Origin of the sequence: Pseudomonas sp. BW16M2 (genome assembly GCF_014268865.1) — a bacterium.
Classification (GTDB): domain Bacteria; phylum Pseudomonadota; class Gammaproteobacteria; order Pseudomonadales; family Pseudomonadaceae; genus Aquipseudomonas; species Aquipseudomonas peradeniyensis.
The window spans coordinates 72,234-89,950 of the sequence record NZ_JABWRI010000024.1 but is presented as its reverse complement, the minus strand read 5'-3'; the positions used below and the strand labels follow the sequence as shown (position 1 = coordinate 89,950).

Genomic DNA, 17,717 nt, shown 5'->3' with positions numbered 1-17,717 from the left:
GGACTCATAGCTCAGCTGGATAGAGTACTCGGCTACGAACCGAGCGGTCGCAGGTTCGAATCCTGCTGAGTCCGCCATACATCAAGAAGCCCGCTCAATTAGAGCGGGCTTTTTGTTTTTCTGGCGCGCTGAATTGTCACGGATGTCCATCTACGCTGTTCTGTAGATGCTCCCGGAAGGGAGCGGCGCTGCCAATCGAACCGGCACACGACCAATGTGCTTTTCACGCCAGAGCGACCGTCGCACTGATGGCTTCGAGCGTTGTCACAGCTTTAGCGCGCAAACGATTGTTCTGGCCAAAAATTTAAGCGATCCGACAGCTTACACAGTGTATGATTGCGCCCGTCAGCCCCGCCGGGGCTTGTGGAATCCCACCATGGACTTACCCAGTAGTTACTCGCTAACACGCTTCATACAGCCAGATCTGACCGATTGATTCTCCCGGCGTGCTCCGCTGCTGGGAGTGGAGTTCGCCTATGACCGAAATCGAAGTAAAGAAAGCCCAAGACAGCCTGCAGGATCGCCTGGCCCAGGTGATCGAACTGCTGCAGCGCCAGCGGGTGGTCGAGGACCTGACGCACCGTCAGGAAGGTCATCACCATGACCTGGTGGAAAACCTCGTCCACCGCCAGAACCTTGTCGAACTGCAGCGCAAGCTCGACGACCTGCACCCCGCCGACATCGCCTATATCCTCGAAGCCTTGCCTCTGGACGACCGCCTGACGGTCTGGCAGCTGGTGCGCTCGGATCGCGACGGCGACATCCTGCTCGAAGTCTCCGACGCCGTGCGTCAGACCCTGATCGCCGACATGGACGATCACGAGCTGCTGGCCGCCGCCAAGGAGATGGACGCCGACGAACTCGCCGACCTGGCGCCGGAGTTGCCCCGCGACGTCGTCCACGAGCTCATGGAAACCCTTGATGCTCAGCAGCGCGAGCGCGTGCGTTCGGCCCTGAGCTACGACGAGGAGCAGGTGGGTGCGCTGATGGACTTCGAGATGGTCACCATCCGCGAAGACGTCAGTCTCGAGGTGGTATTGCGCTACCTGCGTCGGCTCAAGGAGCTGCCGGGGCACACCGACAAGCTGTTCGTCGTCGATTACGATGGCATTCTCAAGGGCGTGCTGCCGATCAAGCGGTTGCTGGTCAACGACCCGGACAAGAAAGTCGCGGAGGTCATGGCCAATGACCCGGTGACCTTCCACCCCGAGGAAGATGCCTACGACGCCGCCCTGGCCTTCGAGCGTTATGACCTGGTTTCCGCCCCCGTGGTGGACAAGAACGAGCGCCTGATCGGCCGTCTGACCATCGATGAAATGGTCGACCTGATTCGTGAAGAGAGCGAGAGCGAAGTGCTCAACATGGCCGGTCTGCGCGAGGAGGAGGACATCTTCGCCTCGGTCTGGCGCTCGCTGCGCAACCGTTGGGCTTGGCTGGCCATCAACCTGATCACCGCATTCGTCGCCTCGCGGGTGATCGGCCTGTTCGAGGGCTCCATCGAGAAGCTGGTGGCGCTGGCGGCATTGATGCCGATCGTGGCGGGTATTGGTGGCAATTCGGGCAACCAGACCATCACCATGATCGTGCGCGCCATGGCCCTCGACCAGGTGTCGCCGGGCAATACCAGCCGCCTGATGCGCAAGGAGCTGGCGGTGTCGCTGCTCAATGGCCTGATCTGGGGTGGCGTGATCGGTGTCGTGGCGTTCTGGCTTTACGGTAGCTGGTCGCTGGGCCTGGTGATGACCGCGGCGATGACCCTGAACCTGTTGCTGGCCGCCTTGATGGGCGTGCTGATCCCGATGACGCTGACGCGCCTGGGGCGTGATCCGGCGATGGGGTCGAGTGTGATGATCACTGCGGTCACCGACAGTGGCGGCTTCTTTATTTTCCTCGGCCTGGCCACGCTGTTCCTGCTGTAAGCGTTAGGTGAAGGCCATGCGCAACCCCCTGTAGGAGCGGCACAAGGCCGCTCCTACAGTAGGGGTGTGCGTGACTCAGCAACCAGATGCAAAAAAGCCAGCTTGCGCTGGCTTTTTTGTGGGCGATGTCCCGGCCTGGATCAGGACGCGTCGGCGGCCATTTCCACATCGTGAGCGATGAGGGCGACCAGCGCATTCTGCTGGCGGTGGGACAGCTGGCGGAAGCGCTGCAGCAGTTCACGTTCGTGGAGGCTGAGCTCTGGGCTGTCCAGGCGCATGCTCAGTTCGTCACCCAGGGCACCTTCCTGGATAAGGCTCTGCTCCAGGCGGGCGATGATTTCGGAGTTCATGCTGCGGTGATGGTTGCGCGCTACCTCGGCAATGCGCTCACGCATCCCGTCTGGCAGGCGGACGACGAACTTGTCAGCGGTGCGGCTCGAATAGATAGCCTGTTTCATTGGGCGCATATAAATTGACCGGTTGTTCTGGTTCAGGGGGAGCGGTTCGCAAATTGGCCGCACGGTGGAAGTACGACCGCGGCGACGACAAAATGTTCAACCGTGATTTGATTTTGGTTCTTCATCTTGCCTCAGGGTCGCCGTTTCCTTGGCGTCAATTCTGTGACAAATAGTGATCTCGATAAAGGCTTTTTGCCAGTACCAATTATCAGAAATGAGCACTGGTTTGAAAAGTTTCACATTCATCGAATTGCACCGGCGTCAGACAAATGCCGTCAAAATCTGGTAAAAGACGGTAAAGGTCTGGGGAAAATCCTGGAATACGCTGGTTTCCCACACATTGAGCATAGTGGCTATGCAATATGACGCAAGCGGTGGGGCGGCCTCAAGGGGGCGCCTGATATTCCTCATGGGACCGTCGGGTTCGGGAAAAGATTCCCTGATCGATGCGGCGCGTGAGCGATTGTTCGCCCAAGGCGTCGAGGTCGCCCGGCGGGTCATCACGCGCTCGGCGGAGGCCAAGGGCGAAGCCGCGCTTGGGGTGAGTGTCGAGCGCTTCGAGGCGATGCGCGAGGCGGGGGCATTTGCCCTGGATTGGCAGGCGAACGGCTTGAGCTATGGCATCCCCGCACAGTTGGACGCATGGCTTGCTGCGGGGCGGTCGGTGCTGGTCAATGGTTCGCGTGCCTACCTGGCCAACGCCCGGCAGCGCTATCCCGACTTGGTGGCCGTGGGGCTGACGGTTTCCCAGCAAGCGCTACGGCAGCGATTGCTGGCCAGGGGGCGGGAGAGCAATGAAGAGATCGAGCAGCGCCTGGCCCGCAACTTCAGGTTGCAGGCCTATGATCCCGGCGTGCATGTCGTGGACAACTCCGCTTCGCTGGCCAGCGCGGTCGAGGCGTTGCTCGCGCTGTTGCGCAGCGAAGGCGTGATCGCAGACGCGGCGGGGAAAAAGCCGACGTGCAAAATGCCCGATTGATACATGACAAATGCCCACACGCTGGTTAACATGCTCGCCGTCCCCGCCGCACAGCGTCTGTTGTCGGCTCCAGTGTCTCAGTAGCTCAATTGGATAGAGCATCCCCCTCCTAAGGGGAAGGTTGGCAGTTCGAACCTGCCCTGGGACGCCATCTCCCCCCATTCCCCTTGTCTTCGTTCAACGAGCCTGAACGCTTGCCTGCGGCTGCCGCGTCGTGCGGCTGTAGCTCAGGGCGAAGTGTGCCGCCAGCCCGAAGATCAGCCCCCAGAACGCGGCGCCAAGACCGAGCAGGCTCATGCCCGATGCGGTGACCAGGAAGGTGATCAGCGCCGGCTCCCGCTGTTTCTCGTCACTCATGGCGCCCGCCAGGCCGTTGGCAATGGCACCGAACAGTGCCAGGCCGGCGAGGGCGGCGATCAGTTCCCTCGGCAGGGCGGCGAACACCGAGGCCAGCGTGGCACCGAAGCTGCCCATCAGCAGGTAGAAGGCACCGCAGGCCATGCCGGCGATGTAGCGCTTGTCCGGGTTCTCGTGGGCCTCGCGGCCGGTGCAGATGGCGGCGGTGATCGCCGCCAGGTTGACGCCGTGGCAGCCGAACGGCGCCAGCAGCAGCGAACCCAGGGCGGTGACCGAGACGATCGGGCGTGCCGGCACCTGGTAGCCGGAGGTGCGCAGCACGGCGATACCGGGCACCGACTGGCCGGTGAGTGACACCAGGGCCAGGGGCAGGCCGATATTGATGATGGCCTGCCAGCTCCACTGCGGGCTGGTCCAGGTCGGGACGGTCATTTCCAGCACCAGGGCCTGGGTGTCCAGCTGGCCCAGGCCGGCGGCGAGGCCGCAACCGACGATCAGCACCGAAAGAATCGCGTAGCGCGGCGACAAGCGCTTGAACAGCAGGTAGCTCGCCAGCATCGACAGTACCAGCACGGGCTGCAGGCGGATCGAGCTGAACAGCTCGGCGCCGAAGCGGAACAGGATGCCGGCCAGCATCGCCGCGGCAATGGCCTTGGGCAGGCGATTCATCAGCTTGTCGAAGGCGCCGCTCAGGGCGATCACGGCAATCAGCAGCGAGGCGACGATGTAGGCGCCCACCGCCTGGGCCAGTGACACACTCGGTAGCATCGACACCAGCAGCGCCGCGCCGGGCGTGGACCACGCGGTGATCACCGGCACCCGCAGTTTCCAGCTCAGCAGCAGGCCGGTCAGGCCGCTGCCGATGGAGATGGCCCAGATCCACGAAGCGGTCGCGGCGTTGTCCAGGCCTGCCTGGTCGGCGGCCTGGAATACGATGATCAAGGGGCCTGCGTAGGAGATGATCACGGCGATCAGGCCGGCGACCAGGGCGGAGAGGGAAAAATCCTTTCTGAGGTTGTCCATGGCGAGTCCAGGTGAGTTGATTGATTCGATTGAGTCGATTCAAATTGAATCTATACGGTAACGAGACCTGAATTCAAGTGGGGCAGCTCCCACGCGGGTGATGCTTACAACTTGAATCGCTCGGAGGATCGACTCAAGTTGGCCTGTGTGTTCAAATTTCAATCATTTTCAGCCCGGTAGCCGTCTCATGTGGGTTCCACGGATCAGCGAAAGCAATCAGCCTGTCTACCTGTCCATTGCCGATGCGCTGGCGCACGATATCGCCAGCGGCGCGCTGCGGCGTGGCGAGCGCTTGCCGACGCTGCGCGAACTGGCGCAGGCGCTGGATGTCACGCCAGGCACCATCAGTCGCGCCTACACCGAGGCGTCGCGCCGTGGACTGACCCAGGGCGAGGTGGGGCGTGGCACCTACGTCCTCGACCGGATCGCCGAGACGGGCGAGGCCCCCATTACCGCCCGAACTGCACCTGCAGCCCGCGGCGAAGCACTCGACCTGTCGATCATCAAGCCCTACGGCGAAACCCTGCAGTACTGGTTGCGTAACGCCTTGACCGAGCTGGCCAATACCTCACGGCTGGAGCAGGTGCTGGACTACGCCCCCGACGGCGGCCATCCGGCGCATCGCGAGGCGGGCGCACAATGGTTGCGCCAGTGGCTACCGGGTGCGCAGTGGCAGCAGGTGGTCATCACCAGCGGCGCCCAGCATGGGTTGATGGTGGCGATCAGCGCCCTGACCGGAGCGGGCGACCTGGTGCTGTGCGAGTCGCTGTGCTACCCGGGCATCATTTCCGTGGCCCATGGCCTGGGCCGCCGTCTGCGTGGCGTGCCGATGGACGAGCAGGGCATCATCCCCGAGGCCTTGCGCGAGATCTGCCAGCGCGAGCGGCCCGCCATGCTGGTGTGCGTGGCGACCTGCCAGAACCCGACCACGGCAATCATGTCCAACGAGCGCCGCGCCCAGATCGCGGCGCTGGCGGAGGAGTTCGATTTCCTGCTGCTGGATGATGACATCTACGGCTTCCTCGCCACCGACCCGCAGACCCGGCCGCTGGCGACCTTCGCCCCGGAGCGTTCAATCTACCTCACCAGCCTGTCCAAGTCGGTCATGCCGGCGCTGCGCATCGGCTACCTGTATAGCCCGCCGAAGCTGCTGTCACGCCTGACCGCCATGGTGCGCAGCACGGTGTGGATGCCTTCGCCGTTGACCGCGCAACTGGCCAGCCATGTGATCGGCGAAGGGTTGGACAGCCAGTTGATCCGCATGCACCGCGCCGAGGCGGCGGCACGTCAGGCCATCGCCCGTGAAGTCTTCGCCAGTGTGTCGCTGCAGAGCCAGCCGCACAGCTATCACCTCTGGCTCAACCTGCCCGAGCCGTGGCGCAGCGACGAGTTCGCCCTGCTGGCGCGGGCCAATGGCGTGGTGGTCATGAGCGCCAGCCAGTTCCAGGTGGAACGCACGGGCGATCCACGTGGTGTGCGGGTCGTGCTGATGTCGCCGACCAGCCGGGAGGAGTTGCGCTTCGCCCTGACCCAGCTGGCCAGCCTGCTCGAGTCAGGGGATCCGAAGCGCTTTTACTGACGTATGGCGGGCGCTAGTGTCCTGTCTCGGAAATACGTTCTCTTTTGGCGAGTGGCTTGGGTGTTCGGGCAAGGCGCCGCGACGAGTCATAGCAGGGCTATGGCGAGGAGTGGCAACGCAGGCCGGGCGCCCAAGACGCCGCCAAAAGTGAACAGCTTATTTCCGAGACAGGACACTAGAGCTCGGCGGTGTACTTTCGCTCGATGTCGCGCTCATCCGCCGAGGTCATGCTGCCCTGGGCACGTTGCGCCTGCTGCTCGAGCTTGGCCTGGGTCTTCATCTCGGCCTCTTCCTGCATGCGTTGGGCGATCTGTTGATCGATTATCATTTTCCTTTCTGGCGGTAGGGCGTCGTATTCCTCCTCGCTCAGGCCAAGCTCCGCGAGCAGCTTTTCCTTGATCTTCTCCGCTGGTGACTTGGCCATGTAGTCGCGAAATTCCTGCAAGGCGCCGGTGCCTTCCTGTTTGCCTACGCTGGCCTGCTCACGCCTTGCCGCGTCCGGGTTCTGCAACATGACCATCAGCTTGGCGAAGGCTTCCTTGCGGTTGTCTTCGGCCTGTTGCTCGGACGTGCTGCCTTGACTGTCCTGTTGCGCCGAAGCCTTGCCGCTGGCGATGACCTGTTGGAACGGGACCAGCGAGGCCGCGGACTGATCGTTGCCGGTGCGCTGTTGTTGTTGCACGGCCTGCCAACCCAGGCCGTTCGCGGTAATAAACATGATTCCTCCTTGGACGGATCTGAAGACACGACGAAAGGGGCAAAAGCTGTGCCAGCAGTGGTACCGGGGCGAAATAGGCCGTTAGGACTATTCCGGCAGCCTGTTGCTCGGAATATGCTTGGCCGGCAGAGGAACAGGATTGCCGCTTGCGGCAAATACAAGCATGTGTCGGCAGCACCGGGTGCGGGGCGCAGTTGCTGGACAACAGGGAGCGCGTCCATGAGTCAGGCAACAAAGCCGTTACCGGCTGGATTCACCGAGCAGCAATTGCACACCTTGTTCGATCTGATCAGCGACGGTATCTGGGACTGGGATGCCAACAACGGCTATGTCTACCGCAATCCGGGCTGGTACGCGATGCTGGGCTACGCCAGCCATTCGCTGGACAATTCCGTGCTGACCTGGGAAAGCGTGATTCACCCCGAGGATTATCCACGGGTGATGGCGCATTTCGAGGCTTACATCAATCAGCGCAACGAGCGTTATCTCATCGAGTACCGTTGCCGCTGCCAGGATGGCAGCTACCTGTGGATCGAGGACAGCGGCCATGTCATAGCCCGCAATGCCGACGGTTCGGTGGCGCGCATGCTCGGCGCCCACCGCAATATCGACGCGGGCAAGCGCCTGGTAGCGGAGCTCGAGCAGCGCAACCTGTCCCTGGAAGGCCTGGTGGCCGAGCGCACCCGCGAACTGTCGTGGGTCAACCAGCAGTTGCAGCGCCAGCTCGACGAGAATCGCGAGTTGGCCGAGCGCGACGCCCTGACCCGTACCGCCAATCGCTACCGCCTGGAAAAGACCCTGGAGCAGGCGTGCGAGCGTGCCCGGCGCTTCCGTGAACCGCTGGCGTTGATCGCCATGGACCTGGACGACTTCAAGCCGATCAACGACCTGCACGGCCATGCCCGTGGCGATGCGGCGTTGGTCGAGGTCACCGAGCGGATCCGCCAGTGTCTGGGAGAGCAGGACTTGTTGGCACGCTGGGGCGGCGATGAATTCGTGGTGGTCTTGCCACGGACCTCGCAGGAACAGGCACGCGAAGCGGCGCAGCGGATTCAGGAGGCCTTGGCCGAAGTGGCGCCGATTGGCCTGTGCCAGCTGACCATGAGCTATGGCGTGGTGCAGTGGCGGGAAGGAGAGGAGCGGCACGACCTGCTGGCCCGTGCCGACAAGGCGCTGTACCGGGCCAAGGCAGCTGGCAAGAACGCTGTCGCCGAATGAAAAAAGACCCGCGGCGCCAGGGGCGCAGCGGGCCAAATCGGCGATTGCCGCTTCAGTGTCAGGTCAGATGTGCAGGGCGTGGCCCAGGGCGCGCAGCGCTGCTTCCTGCACCGCCTCGCCCAGGGTCGGGTGGGCGTGGATGGTGCCGGCGATGTCTTCCAGGCGTGCACCCATCTCCAGCGACTGGGCGAAGGCGGTGGACAGTTCCGACACCGCCACGCCCACTGCCTGCCAGCCGAGGATCAGGTGGTTGTCACGGCGGGCCACCACGCGCACGAAGCCGGTCTTCGATTCCAGGCTCATGGCCCGGCCGTTGGCGGCGAAGGGGAACTGCGCGACGATGCAGTCCACGCCCTGCTGGCTGGCTTGTTCCGGGGTCTGGCCGACCACCACCACTTCCGGATCGGTGAAGCACACCGCGGCGATTGCGCTGGGCTCGAAGCGTCGGCTCTTGCCGGCGATGATCTCGGCGACCATCTCGCCCTGGGCCATGGCCCGGTGCGCCAGCATCGGCTCGCCGGCCACGTCGCCGATGGCCCAGACGTTGCGCATGCTGGTCTGGCAGCGCTCGTCGATGGCGATGGCCGCGCCGTTCATCTTCAGGTCCAGGCTTTCCAGGCCGAAGCCCTTGGTGCGTGGGCGGCGACCCACGGCCACCAGCACCTGGTCAGCCTCCAGGCGCAGTTGCCCGCCCTGGCCGTCGCTGGCCAACAGGCAGCCGTCGGCATAGCCTTCGACACTGTGGCCCAGGTACAGGGCGATGCCGAGTTTCCTGATCGAGTCGGCCACCGGCGCGGTGAGTTCCGCGTCGTAGGTCGGCAGGATGCGTTCGCGGGCTTCCACCACGCTGACCTTGGCGCCGAGCTTGCGGTAGGCGATACCCAGTTCCAGGCCGATGTAACCGCCGCCGACCACCACCAGGTGCTGGGGCAGCGCCTTGGGCGCCAGGGCCTCGGTGGACGAGATGATCGGCCCGCCGATCGGCAGCAACGGCAGTTCGACGCTGTTCGAGCCGGTGGCCAGCAGCAGGTGCTCGCACTGGATGCGCTGGCCGTCGACCTCGACGCTCTTGCCGTCGAGGATCTTCGCCCAGCCATGGATTACCTTCACGCCGTGCTTTTTCAGCAAGGCGGCGACGCCGCTGGTGAGGCGGTCGACGATGCCGTCCTTCCACTCGACGCTGCGGCTGATGTCCAGGCGCGGCGAGGATACGCTGATGCCCAGCGGCGAAGGCTCGGTGTAGCGGCTGGCCTGGTGGAACTGCTCGGCCACATGGATCAGCGCTTTCGAGGGAATGCAGCCGATGTTCAGGCAGGTGCCGCCCAGGGCCTGGCCTTCGACCAGCACGGTGGGGATGCCCAGCTGCCCGGCGCGGATGGCGGCCACGTAGCCGCCGGGGCCGCCGCCGATGATCAGCAGGGTGGTGTTGATGAGCTCTTGCATGATCACTCCACGAACAGGCAGGCAGGCTGTTCCAGCAGGCCGCGCACGGCCTGGATGAACAGTGCGGCATCCATGCCGTCGACCACGCGATGGTCGAACGAGCTGGACAGGTTCATCATCTTGCGCACGACGATCTGGCCGTCGATCACCACCGGCCGTTCGACCATGCGGTTGACGCCGATGATCGCCACTTCCGGGGTATTGACCACCGGGGTGCTGACGATGCCGCCCAAGGCGCCGAGGCTGGTCAGGGTGATGGTCGAGCCGGTCAGTTCCTCGCGAGTGGCCTTGTTGTTGCGCGCGGCGTGGGCGACACGGGCAATCTCGCCGGCGTTGCTCCACAGGTTGCCGGCCTCGGCGTGGCGCAGTACCGGCACCATCAGGCCGTTGTCACCCTGGGTGGCGATGCCGACATGTACCGCGCCGTGGCGGGTGATGACCTGGGCTTCGTCGTCGTAGGTGGCGTTGATCTGCGGGAAGTCGCGCAGGGCGACGACCATGGCGCGCACCAGGAACGGCAGCAGAGTCAGCTTGCCGCGGCTGTCGCCGTACTTGGCGTTGAGTTGCTGGCGCAAGGCTTCCAGGTTGGTGACGTCGATTTCCTCGACGTAGCTGAAGTGGGCGACGCGGCGCTTGGCGTCCTGCATGCGCTGGGCGATCTTGCGGCGCAGGCCGATCACCGGTACCTGCTCGCTGTCTGTACGCTTGCCGTAGCCCCCTGGTGCCTGACCGGCGCCGGTCTGCGGCTTGCTGATGAAGGCATCGAGGTCTTCATGCAGGATGCGCCCGGCCGGGCCGCTGCCATGCACGTAGCGCAGCTCGATCCCGGCGTCCAGGGCGCGCTTGCGCACGGCTGGGGAGGCCAGTGGCTTGTCGTGGGCTTCGCGCGGCACGATAGGCGCGGCGGCATGGGTCGCGGCAACCTGGGGTTGTGCTTCGATGCGTGGCTCGGGTTGGGCCACGGCCTTGACCGGCGCAGGTTCCGGCTCCGCCGGCTTGGCCTGGGGCACGTCGACATGGTTGCCGCTGCCTTCGACCTCGATGCGGATCAGCTCGCTGCCGACCGCCATCACCTCACCGGGCTGGCCGCCCAGGGCCAGCACCTTGCCGCTGACCGGCGAAGGGATTTCCACGGTGGCCTTGTCGGTCATGACATCGGCCACCACCTGGTCCTCGGCGATCATGTCACCGACCTTGACGAACCATTCCACCAACTCGACTTGCGCGATGCCTTCACCGATATCCGGCATCTTGATGACGTGCGTGCCCATTCAGACCTCCATGACCCGTTTCAGTGCCGCGCCTACCCGCGAAGGGCCGGGGAAGTAGGCCCATTCCTGTGCGTGAGGGTAGGGGGTGTCCCAGCCGGTGACGCGCTCGATGGGCGCCTCGAGGTGATGGAAGCAGTGCTCCTGGACCAGCGACACCAGTTCGGCGCCGAAGCCACAGGTACGGGTGGCCTCGTGCACGACCACGCAGCGTCCGGTCTTCTTCACCGACGCGACGATGGTTTCCAGGTCCAGCGGCCAGAGGCTGCGCAGGTCGATGACCTCGGCGTCGACGCCGCTCTCCTCGGCGGCCACCTGCGAGACATACACGGTGGTGCCGTAGGTCAGCACGGTGACGTCGTTGCCTGGGCGGGTGATCACCGCCTTGTCCAGCGGCACGCTGTAGTAGCCATCAGGCACGGCGCTGTGCGGGTGCTTGGACCACGGGGTTACCGGGCGGTCGTGGTGGCCGTCGAACGGGCCGTTGTACAGGCGCTTGGGCTCGAGGAAGATCACCGGGTCGTCGCATTCGATCGAGGCGATCAGCAGCCCCTTGGCGTCGTATGGGTTGGACGGCATCACGGTGCGCAGGCCGCAGACCTGGGTGAACATCGCCTCGGGGCTCTGGCTGTGGGTCTGGCCGCCGTAGATGCCGCCGCCGCAGGGCATGCGCAGGGTCAGCGGCGAGATGAACTCGCCGGCCGAGCGATAGCGCAGGCGGGCCATCTCCGAGACGATCTGGTCGGAGGCGGGGTAGAAGTAGTCGGCGAACTGGATCTCGACCACCGGGCGCAGGCCGTAGGCACCCATGCCCACGGCGGTGCCGACGATGCCGCTCTCGGAGATCGGCGCGTCGAACACGCGGGACTTGCCGTACTTGGTCTGCAGGCCTTCGGTGCAGCGGAACACGCCGCCGAAGTAGCCAACGTCCTGGCCATAGACCACCACGTTGTCATCGCGCTCGAGCATGACATCCATGGCCGAGCGCAGGGCCTGGATCATGGTCATGGTGGTGGTGGACATGGCGTTTTCCAGATGGATGCTGTTGTTGTGATCGTTCATCTCAGACCCCCAGTTCCTGGCGCTGACGGCGCAGGTGGTCGGGCATTTCCTTGTACACGTCCTCGAACATCGAGGCGGCGCTGGGGATATGGCCATTGCTCAGGGTGCCGAACTGCTCGGCGTCCTTCTGCGCCTTGATCACCTCGGCCTCGAGCTCGGCGGTGACCGCCTGGTGCTCTTCCTCGGACCAGTGGCCGAGCTTGATCAGGTGCTGCTTGAGGCGGGCGATCGGGTCGCCCAGCGGGAAGTGGCTCCAGTCGTCGGCCGGGCGGTACTTGGACGGGTCGTCCGAGGTCGAGTGCGGGCCGGCACGGTAGGTGACCCACTCGATCAGTGTCGGGCCCAGGCCACGGCGGGCGCGTTCGGCGGCCCAGCGCGAGGCGGCGTAGACGGCGATGAAGTCGTTGCCGTCGACCCGCAGCGAGGCGATGCCACAACCCACGCCACGACCGGCGAAGGTGGTCGACTCGCCACCGGCAATGGCCTGGAAGGTCGAGATCGCCCACTGGTTGTTGACCACGTTGAGGATCACCGGGGCGCGGTAGACGTGGGCGAAAGTCAGGGCGGTGTGGAAGTCGGACTCGGCGGTGGCGCCGTCGCCGATCCACGCCGAGGCGATCTTGGTATCGCCCTTGATCGCCGAGGCCATGGCCCAGCCGACCGCCTGGACGAACTGGGTGGCCAGGTTGCCGCTGATGGTGAAGAAGCCGGCTTCGCGCACCGAGTACATGATCGGCAGCTGACGGCCCTTGAGCGGGTCACGGGTGTTGGACAGCAGCTGGCAGATCATGTCCACCAGCGACACCTCGCGGGCCATCAGGATGCTCTGCTGGCGGTAGGTGGGGAAGCACATGTCGGTGCGGTTCAGGGCCAGGGCCTGGCCGCTGCCGATGGCTTCCTCGCCCAGGCTCTGCATGTAGAAGGACATCTTCTTCTGGCGCTGGGCGACTACCATGCGGCTGTCGAAGATGCGCGTCTTGAGCATGGCGTGCATGCCCTGGCGCAGCACCTGCGGCTCGATGCCCTCGGCCCAGGGGCCGACGGCGTCGCCATGCTCGTTGAGCACGCGCACGAGGCTGTAGGAGAGGTCCGCCGTGTCGGCAGGCTCCACATCGATAGGGGGTTTACGGACTTGACCGGCGTCGTTCAGGCGCAGGTAGGAGAAATCGGTCTGGCAGCCTGGCCGGCCTGTAGGCTCGGGCACATGCAGACGCAGGGGGGCGTACTCGTTCATGCTTTTTACGCTCGCTCGAATGTTGTTTTTGTGAGCTTTGAAGCGGCCGCCGCTGACTGCCGGCTCGTGACTGGCAGGTCAGCGTCTTTTTACATCATAGGGGGATGGCAGGAGAATTTTTCTCTCAAGTTCATTGCCTTTGTCCGGCGGCGCAGATAAACATTCCGTACAAACACAAAAACCAGGTCAATTTCTCTCATGCGTAAACTGGATCGAACGGATATCGGCATCCTCAACAGCCTGCAGGAAAACGCCCGGATCACCAATGCAGAGCTGGCGCGCTCGGTCAACCTGTCGCCCACGCCGTGCTTCAACCGGGTCAAGGCCATGGAGGAGCTGGGGGTGATCCGCCAGCAGGTCACGCTGCTGTCGCCCGAAGCGCTGGGTCTGGATGTGAATGTGTTCATCCACGTCAGCCTGGAGAAGCAGGTCGAGCAGTCGCTGCATCGCTTCGAGGAGGAGATTGCCGAGCGCCCGGAGGTCATGGAGTGCTACCTGATGACCGGGGATCCGGATTACCTGCTGCGGGTGCTGCTGCCGAGCATCCAGGCGCTGGAGCGTTTCCTCGACTACCTGACGCGCTTGCCCGGGGTGGCGAACATTCGCTCCAGCTTTGCCTTGAAGCAGGTGCGCTACAAGACCGCGCTGCCGTTGCCGGCCAATGGCATGACGTTGCGTGAGCAATGATCCGGGCGCGGTGCCTGGGGTGCTTGATATTTTAAACACCCCCGGCCTATGTTGTGTGCGTCGCCATTCCCGGCATGCGAACACAACAAGAAGGACAGCGTCATGACGACCGAAGGCCCACGCAACCAGGCAGCGTTCCTGAAGGGCATCGATGAAATCGAGTGCGTCACCCCCGACCTCAACGGCGTGCCCCGCGGCAAGGTGATGACCGCCGAGGGCTTCCTCGAAGGTCGTCGCCTGCAGATGGCCCGCGGCGTTCTGCTGCAGTGCATCATGGGCGGCTACCCGGCGGCCAAGTACTACGGCAGTGACGACGGCGACCTGGCGTTGGTGGCCGAGCCTTCGCAGATCCACCGCCTGCCCTGGAGCGACGAGCCTCGGGCACTGGCCATCTGCGACGCGGTGGAACTCGACGGCACGCCCTCGGGGCTGTCCAGCCGTGGGCTGCTCAAGGCGGTGATCGCCCGCTATGCCGAGCGCGGGCTGGCGCCGGTGGTGGCGACGGAACTGGAGTTCTTCGTCTTCGCCGCCAACAGCGACCCGAGCCAGCCGTTCCAGCCGCCGCTGGGCAAGGACGGACGCCGGGAAATGGGCCACTCGGCCTTCAGTGTCAGCTCCAACAACGGCCTGCGCCCGTTCTTCAGCGAGGTGTACCGCTGCATGGCGGCGCTGGGCCTGCCGCGTGACACCTTCATGCACGAGATGGGCGTTAGCCAGTTCGAGATCAACCTGCTGCACGGCGATCCCTTGCTGCTGGCCGACCAGACCTTCCTGTTCAAGCACCTGCTCAAGGAGGTCGCGCTCAAGCATGGCCTGACCGTGGTGTGCATGGCCAAGCCGCTGGCGCACACCCCTGGAAGCTCCATGCATATCCACCAGAGTCTGGTCGACAGCGCCAGCGGGCGCAACGTGTTCAGCGACGAGCAGGGCAGGGCGACCGACACCTTCCACCATTTCATCGGTGGCCTGCAGGCCTGCCTGGCCGACTTCACCGTGCTGTTCGCGCCGAACGTCAATTCCTACCAGCGGCTGTGCCACCCCTATGCGTCGCCGAACAATGCCTGCTGGTCCGAGGACAATCGCGCAGCGGGCCTGCGCATCCCGGCCAGTTCGCCTGCGGCGCGGCGGGTGGAAAACCGCCTGCCGGGCGCCGATGCCAACCCCTACCTGGCCCTCGCCGCGAGCCTAGCCGCCGGCCTGCATGGCATCGAGCGGCAGCTTGCGCCGACGCCGGCGATCCAGGGCGAGTTTGAAGTCCCCGAGCACCTGAGCCTGCCTTGCACCCTGCACGCCGCGCTGGAGCGCCTCAAGCGCAGCAACCTGGCGCGGGAACTGTTCGGCAGGGAGTTCATCGAAGGCTACATCGCCACCAAGACCCTGGAGCTGAGCGATTTCTTCGATGAGATCACGCCCTGGGAGCGCCGCGTGCTCGCCGCGCAAGCCTGAGCGCGACACGACCGCTACTGGATGCGCCCCCGGCGGCCGATTTCGCCGTCGGGGGCCTGCGCCGCGGTGGATTTGCTTTTATGCTTGGCAGCAACCCCGCGCCACCAGATCAAGGAGCTTGACGGGACGTATGCGAAATATCTGGAAGCCGTTTCAGTCGTTGTACTTCGCCGCCCTGATGATGCTGATCGGTTCGGGCCTGCTCAGTACCTACCTGGCCCTGCGCCTGGCCGCCGACCATGTCGACAGCCTGTGGATTGGTGCGTTGATGGCGGCCAACTACTTCGGCCTGGCGGTGGGCGGCAAGGTCGGGCACCGCCTGATCGGCCGGGTCGGGCATATCCGTGCCTACGCCACCTGTGCCGGCATCGTCGGCGCGGCGGTGCTCGGGCACGGGCTGACCAGCTGGCTGCCGGTGTGGATCGGGCTGCGGATGATCGTTGGCCTGGGAATGATGTGCCAGTACATGGTCATCGAGAGCTGGCTCAACGAGCAGGCCGATGCCAAGCATCGCGGCGCGGTGTTCAGTGGCTACATGATCGCCTCGTATCTTGGGTTGGTGCTTGGCCAGTTGATCCTGGTGGTGCATCCGCAGCTGGGGCCTGAGTTGCTGATGCTGGTGGCGATGTGCTTTGCCCTGTGCCTGGTGCCGGTGGCCATGACCCGGCGCATCCACCCCGCGCCGTTGCGGCCGGCGCCGATGGAGCCGAAGTTCTTCATCAAGCGCGTGCCGCAGTCGCTGTCCACGGTGCTCGGTTCGGGTCTGATCGTCGGTTCGTTCTATGGCTTGGCGCCGTTGTATGCGTCCAGTCAGGGGTTGTCCACCGAGCAGATCGGCCTGTTCATGGGCAGCTGCATCTTTGCCGGCCTGCTGGTGCAGTGGCCGCTGGGCTGGTTGTCCGACCGTTATGATCGCGCCGTGCTGATCCGCAGCGTGGCGATCGGCCTGGCGCTGGCCTCGGCGCCGCTGGCGATCCTGCCAGGCGTGCCGTTGGCGCTGTTGTTCGGTATCGGTTTCGTCATATCGCTGTTGCAGTTCTGCCTGTATCCGCTGGCGGTGGCGTTTTCCAACGACCATGTGGAAAGCGAGCGGCGGGTCTCGTTGACGGCCATGCTGCTGGTCACCTATGGCGTGGGCGCCTGTATCGGGCCGTTGGCGGCGGGGGTGCTGATGAAGCTGCTGGGCGCGCAGATGCTGTACGCCTTCTTCGTGTTCTTCGCCCTGGTGCTGGTCTGGCGCATTCGGCCCAAGGCGGTCACCGGGCTGCACCAGGTCCAGGATGCGCCGCTGGGGCACGTGGCCATGCCGGCGGCGGGCTCGCCCTTGTCGGCGGCCCTTGACCCTCGGGTGGACGAGCAGACCGTGCAGGAGGTGATGCAGGCGCCGGTGGCGGCGGAGGATACCGAAGAGGAGGCCGGCGCGGAGCGCGAAGGCGAGGTGAGCAAATCCTAGCCTGTTGGTGTTGGGCCTGAATGAAAAACGCCACCCATTGGGTGGCGTTTTTCATGTCCTGGCGACGCTCAATAGTCGTCTTTGTCGAACCGCCGCGCCTCGCGCTGCAGCTGGTAGACGAAACTCTCGATCTTGCGCTGCGCCTGGCCGTTGAGGTTGTGGAAGCGCACCCCGGCGAAGGTAGTGTTGATGCGTTCCTCGAAGTGCAGGTGGCGCAGTTCGACCAGGGTGTCGGTCAGCCCCAGTGGGGTGCTGGCCTTGAAGCGTTCATAGACCTGGCCCAGTTGCAGGCGGTCCTCGACGTTGCCGTCGAAACGCAGCTTGCAGCCGGTGGCGGAAATGTCCAGCAGCTTGCCGCGCAGGGCACCGTTGCCCTTGAGGTGGGTACCGTCAAGGACGATGTCGACCAGTTGCGACAGCTTCAGCGCGGCGCGAAAGGCGTTGCGGCGCTGGTGGTAAGTCACTTCCTCGGGCAGCGGGCCACGGTAGCAGCGGTTGCCGTCGATCTCGCCGATGGTCAGCGCGGTGTTGGATTCCCAGGCGATGCGCACACCGTCATGGAAGCCTTCGACACGGAACGGTTCACCGTTCTCGATGTACTTCTCGCCGTCGCGGGGGATCATTTCATCCAGCGCCAGGACGCCGCTGTCCCGGTCGACATGCACCACGTAGCTCTGAAACCGCTGGCTGCGCTCATGGAAGCTGATGATCAGCGGGTCGTGGCTCTCCAGCAGCTGGCGCAAGTTGGCCGTGATCTCCAAAGGGGTGCTCAGCACCTTTGGTGGCTGGGGAGCATCGGATTCATTGAACACGGGTAATCAATCTCCAGGCAAATACGGCACACGCAAGTAACGGCATTATGCCAGTATGTTC

Annotated in this window: 15 protein-coding genes and 2 tRNA genes; 9 read left to right on the top strand and 8 right to left on the bottom strand. The window is 64.4% G+C overall.

Translation table 11 applies throughout. The features are described from left to right. A tRNA-Arg gene (locus tag HU735_RS19795) sits at window positions 1-77 on the top strand. A 399-nt stretch (window positions 78-476) separates the two neighbouring features. Then, the gene (gene mgtE, locus HU735_RS19790) at window positions 477-1,919 is read left to right on the top strand and encodes a magnesium transporter (RefSeq protein ID WP_186714880.1); all 1,443 of its coding nucleotides are present in this window, start codon (window positions 477-479) and stop codon (window positions 1,917-1,919) included. 140 nt (window positions 1,920-2,059) lie between these two features. Here mgtE and HU735_RS19785 read toward each other — a convergent pair whose 3' ends face one another. Then, on the bottom strand, window positions 2,060-2,386 hold the full coding sequence (locus tag HU735_RS19785; RefSeq protein ID WP_003254499.1) for an Arc family DNA-binding protein: 327 nt from the start codon (window positions 2,384-2,386) through the stop codon (window positions 2,060-2,062). Window positions 2,387-2,732: 346 nt separating this feature from the next. Here HU735_RS19785 and phnN point away from each other — a divergent pair, with 346 nt between their 5' ends. Both phnN and HU735_RS19775 read left to right on the top strand, forming a co-directional pair. Beyond that, window positions 2,733-3,356, top strand: coding sequence for a phosphonate metabolism protein/1,5-bisphosphokinase (PRPP-forming) PhnN (gene phnN / locus HU735_RS19780; RefSeq protein WP_186714879.1), 624 nt, complete (start codon window positions 2,733-2,735; stop codon window positions 3,354-3,356). Between the two features lie 74 nt (window positions 3,357-3,430). Continuing rightward, window positions 3,431-3,507, top strand: a tRNA-Arg gene (locus tag HU735_RS19775). 26 nt (window positions 3,508-3,533) lie between these two features. On the opposite strand, the gene HU735_RS19770 is transcribed toward HU735_RS19775, so the two are convergent. Next, the gene (locus tag HU735_RS19770) at window positions 3,534-4,736 is read right to left on the bottom strand and encodes a benzoate/H(+) symporter BenE family transporter (protein ID WP_186714878.1); all 1,203 of its coding nucleotides are present in this window, start codon (window positions 4,734-4,736) and stop codon (window positions 3,534-3,536) included. A gap of 187 nt (window positions 4,737-4,923) precedes the next feature. Here HU735_RS19770 and HU735_RS19765 point away from each other — a divergent pair, with 187 nt between their 5' ends. After that, entirely contained in the window at window positions 4,924-6,315 is a 1,392-nt protein-coding gene (locus HU735_RS19765) for a PLP-dependent aminotransferase family protein (RefSeq protein WP_186714877.1), read from the top strand. Between the two features lie 175 nt (window positions 6,316-6,490). Here HU735_RS19765 and HU735_RS19760 read toward each other — a convergent pair whose 3' ends face one another. Continuing rightward, the gene (locus HU735_RS19760) at window positions 6,491-7,033 is read right to left on the bottom strand and encodes a hypothetical protein (RefSeq protein WP_186714876.1); all 543 of its coding nucleotides are present in this window, start codon (window positions 7,031-7,033) and stop codon (window positions 6,491-6,493) included. Between the two features lie 219 nt (window positions 7,034-7,252). Here HU735_RS19760 and HU735_RS19755 point away from each other — a divergent pair, with 219 nt between their 5' ends. Next, complete coding sequence (locus tag HU735_RS19755; protein WP_186714875.1) at window positions 7,253-8,251, top strand: diguanylate cyclase; 999 nt, start codon at window positions 7,253-7,255, stop codon at window positions 8,249-8,251. A gap of 63 nt (window positions 8,252-8,314) precedes the next feature. On the opposite strand, the gene lpdA is transcribed toward HU735_RS19755, so the two are convergent. The 4 genes from lpdA to HU735_RS19735 are packed head-to-tail and all read right to left on the bottom strand — an operon-like array spanning window position 8,315 to window position 13,258. After that, window positions 8,315-9,694, bottom strand: a complete 1,380-nt coding sequence (gene lpdA, locus HU735_RS19750) for a dihydrolipoyl dehydrogenase (RefSeq protein WP_186714874.1) — start codon at window positions 9,692-9,694, stop codon at window positions 8,315-8,317. 2 nt (window positions 9,695-9,696) lie between these two features. Next, a complete protein-coding gene (locus HU735_RS19745; RefSeq protein WP_186714873.1) occupies window positions 9,697-10,965 on the bottom strand; it encodes a dihydrolipoamide acetyltransferase family protein in 1,269 nt (422 codons plus the stop codon). Then, window positions 10,966-12,024, bottom strand: a complete 1,059-nt coding sequence (locus HU735_RS19740; protein WP_186714872.1) for an alpha-ketoacid dehydrogenase subunit beta — start codon at window positions 12,022-12,024, stop codon at window positions 10,966-10,968. A gap of 1 nt (window position 12,025) precedes the next feature. Then, window positions 12,026-13,258, bottom strand: a complete 1,233-nt coding sequence (locus HU735_RS19735; RefSeq protein WP_186714871.1) for a 3-methyl-2-oxobutanoate dehydrogenase (2-methylpropanoyl-transferring) subunit alpha — start codon at window positions 13,256-13,258, stop codon at window positions 12,026-12,028. Between the two features lie 198 nt (window positions 13,259-13,456). Here HU735_RS19735 and bkdR point away from each other — a divergent pair, with 198 nt between their 5' ends. The 3 genes from bkdR to HU735_RS19720 all read left to right on the top strand — a co-directional run bounded on the left by bkdR (window position 13,457) and on the right by HU735_RS19720 (window position 16,844). After that, window positions 13,457-13,945, top strand: a complete 489-nt coding sequence (gene bkdR / locus HU735_RS19730) for a Bkd operon transcriptional regulator BkdR (protein ID WP_028691050.1) — start codon at window positions 13,457-13,459, stop codon at window positions 13,943-13,945. Between the two features lie 204 nt (window positions 13,946-14,149). Then, a complete protein-coding gene (locus tag HU735_RS19725; RefSeq protein WP_186714884.1) occupies window positions 14,150-15,391 on the top strand; it encodes a glutamine synthetase family protein in 1,242 nt (413 codons plus the stop codon). 130 nt (window positions 15,392-15,521) lie between these two features. Continuing rightward, window positions 15,522-16,844, top strand: coding sequence for an MFS transporter (locus HU735_RS19720; RefSeq protein ID WP_186714870.1), 1,323 nt, complete (start codon window positions 15,522-15,524; stop codon window positions 16,842-16,844). 68 nt (window positions 16,845-16,912) lie between these two features. Here the strand turns inward: HU735_RS19720 and HU735_RS19715 are convergent, their stop codons facing one another. Beyond that, window positions 16,913-17,656 carry a flagellar brake protein gene (locus HU735_RS19715; RefSeq protein WP_186714869.1) on the bottom strand — a complete coding sequence of 248 codons (744 nt, stop codon included), beginning with the start codon at window positions 17,654-17,656 and terminating at the stop codon, window positions 16,913-16,915. Window positions 17,657-17,717: the final 61 nt, after the last annotated feature.

Coding starts and splice junctions, on each gene's coding strand:
- mgtE (WP_186714880.1), top strand. CDS start 477: ATGACCGAAATCGAAGTAAAGAAAGCCCAAGACAGCCTGCAGGATCGC.
- HU735_RS19785 (WP_003254499.1), bottom strand. CDS start 2,386: ATGCGCCCAATGAAACAGGCTATCTATTCGAGCCGCACCGCTGACAAG.
- phnN (WP_186714879.1), top strand. CDS start 2,733: ATGCAATATGACGCAAGCGGTGGGGCGGCCTCAAGGGGGCGCCTGATA.
- HU735_RS19770 (WP_186714878.1), bottom strand. CDS start 4,736: ATGGACAACCTCAGAAAGGATTTTTCCCTCTCCGCCCTGGTCGCCGGC.
- HU735_RS19765 (WP_186714877.1), top strand. CDS start 4,924: ATGTGGGTTCCACGGATCAGCGAAAGCAATCAGCCTGTCTACCTGTCC.
- HU735_RS19760 (WP_186714876.1), bottom strand. CDS start 7,033: ATGTTTATTACCGCGAACGGCCTGGGTTGGCAGGCCGTGCAACAACAA.
- HU735_RS19755 (WP_186714875.1), top strand. CDS start 7,253: ATGAGTCAGGCAACAAAGCCGTTACCGGCTGGATTCACCGAGCAGCAA.
- lpdA (WP_186714874.1), bottom strand. CDS start 9,694: ATGCAAGAGCTCATCAACACCACCCTGCTGATCATCGGCGGCGGCCCC.
- HU735_RS19745 (WP_186714873.1), bottom strand. CDS start 10,965: ATGGGCACGCACGTCATCAAGATGCCGGATATCGGTGAAGGCATCGCG.
- HU735_RS19740 (WP_186714872.1), bottom strand. CDS start 12,024: ATGAACGATCACAACAACAGCATCCATCTGGAAAACGCCATGTCCACC.
- HU735_RS19735 (WP_186714871.1), bottom strand. CDS start 13,258: ATGAACGAGTACGCCCCCCTGCGTCTGCATGTGCCCGAGCCTACAGGC.
- bkdR (WP_028691050.1), top strand. CDS start 13,457: ATGCGTAAACTGGATCGAACGGATATCGGCATCCTCAACAGCCTGCAG.
- HU735_RS19725 (WP_186714884.1), top strand. CDS start 14,150: ATGACCGCCGAGGGCTTCCTCGAAGGTCGTCGCCTGCAGATGGCCCGC.
- HU735_RS19720 (WP_186714870.1), top strand. CDS start 15,522: ATGCGAAATATCTGGAAGCCGTTTCAGTCGTTGTACTTCGCCGCCCTG.